The organism is Luteococcus sp. H101 (assembly GCF_038433155.1).
Taxonomy (GTDB): domain Bacteria; phylum Actinomycetota; class Actinomycetes; order Propionibacteriales; family Propionibacteriaceae; genus Luteococcus.
In genome coordinates this window covers 1-1654 of sequence record NZ_JBCDMW010000032.1, presented here as the reverse complement: position 1 = coordinate 1654, position 1654 = coordinate 1, and the positions used below count along the sequence as shown (strand labels likewise).

The window sequence follows — 1654 nt, the reverse complement described above, 5'->3', positions numbered from 1 at the left end:
TTTGGGCCGACGGAGTCAAGGTTGGCCTGCCCCCGGATTGAACTGGTCCGGGGACGGGCCGCCGTGCGTCGTGCGGCGAGGGAAGTCCTACGCGCCGTCGTTCTTCCGGCAACTGCTGGCAACGCCCCCCGGTTCGGGTGGGGCAGACGGTGGAATTGGTTCATCAGGGGCTCGCAGGAGACGCCCCGACAACCGGCGAAGCAGCCGGAGGGGAGAACCACGGATGAAGAAATTGACCACCAAGAACTACGCGGGCTACATGGCCGGTGATCTGGCCAACAACTTGGCCTTCTCCATGCAGGGCATGTTCCTGATGCTCTACTACACCGTCGTCGTCGGGCTGAACCCCGCCGCCATCGGCACCATGTTCTTCGTGGTGCGCTTCTACGACGCCTTCGCGGACCTGTTCGCCGGCCGGATGGTGGACATCACCCGTAGCCGCTGGGGCAAGTTCCGGCCGTGGCTGCTGTTCGCCAGCCTGCCGCTGCTCTTCTCCAGCGTCGCGCTGTTCACCGTCCCGGACTTCTCCAGCACGACGATGAAGTACGTCTACGCCTGGCTGACCTACATGCTGCTCGGCACCCTGTACTCGCTGGTCAACATCCCCTACGGCTCGCTGGCCACCTCCATGACGCAGGACACCATCGAGCGCTCCAAGCTGGGCGTCTGGCGCGGCGTCGGCCCCATCCTGGGCACCCTGGCGCTGGTGCTGGTGGTCAGCCCGCAGATCAAGAAGTACGCCACCGACCCGCACGGCCTGCAGGGCGCGCTGACCAAGGTGACGCTGCTGTTCGTCGTCGTCGGCTTCCTGCTCTACCTGATCACCTTCTTCACCTGCAAGGAACAGATCCACCACGAGAAGAAGCCGATCACCTTGGCCGAAACCGTCAAGGTGGTCAAGGTCAACAAGCCGTTGCTGATCCTGTGCATCAGCAACCTGATCTTCCTCACCGGCGTCTTCTCGGTCCAGGCCAGCCAGGCCTTCTATGCCCAGTTCGTCCTCAAGGACGCCACCGCCCTGGTCAGCATGGTGGTGCTCTCCTCGATCGGTTCGTTGCTGGCGGTGCCCGCCGTGCCCACCTGCGTCAATGCGATGGGCAAGAAGAAGACCTTCATCGTCGGCGCCTGTCTGATGATGGCCCTGGGCGTGTGGATCTTCTTCATGCCGGCCAACAAGACCATCGTGATGGCCACCTTCTGCCTGTGGGGCTTTGTGCAGAACCTGATCATGAGCCTGCTGTTCGCCTTCGAGGCCGACGCCGTGGACTACGGCGAGTGGAAGACCGGCGAGCGCACCGAGGGTGCCGTCTACGCCGTCTACTCCTTCTTCCGCAAGATGTCCCAGGCGCTGGCCGGCTCGGTGCAGGGCTGGGTGCTCCTGTGGGGCTCCTTCGCCGGGAAGGGCGCCAAGGTGCAGCCCGAGAGCGCCATCACCGCCATCAAGGCCCTGATGGGCCTGGCCCCGGTGGTCTTCGGCATCGCCGGCCTGCTGATCTTCGTCGCCTATCCGCTCACCGATGAGAAGGTGCGCAGCATGGTGGAAGAGATGCGCGCCCGTCAGGCCAGCCAGGAGATCCCGGCCTGACCAGTCCCCGGTTCCCGTCGCGGAGGACCATCCTCCCCAGGGGAGGAGGGGAATCGAACGTCTCTCCGG

Annotated in this window: 1 protein-coding gene; it reads left to right on the top strand. The window is 64.6% G+C overall.

The window, feature by feature from the left end; translation table 11 throughout:
- Positions 1-223: 223 nt before the first annotated feature.
- Positions 224-1585: a glycoside-pentoside-hexuronide (GPH):cation symporter gene (locus AAEX60_RS13275; RefSeq protein WP_342104043.1), complete on the top strand. Its 1362-nt coding sequence runs from the start codon at positions 224-226 to the stop codon at positions 1583-1585.
- Positions 1586-1654 lie beyond the last annotated feature (69 nt).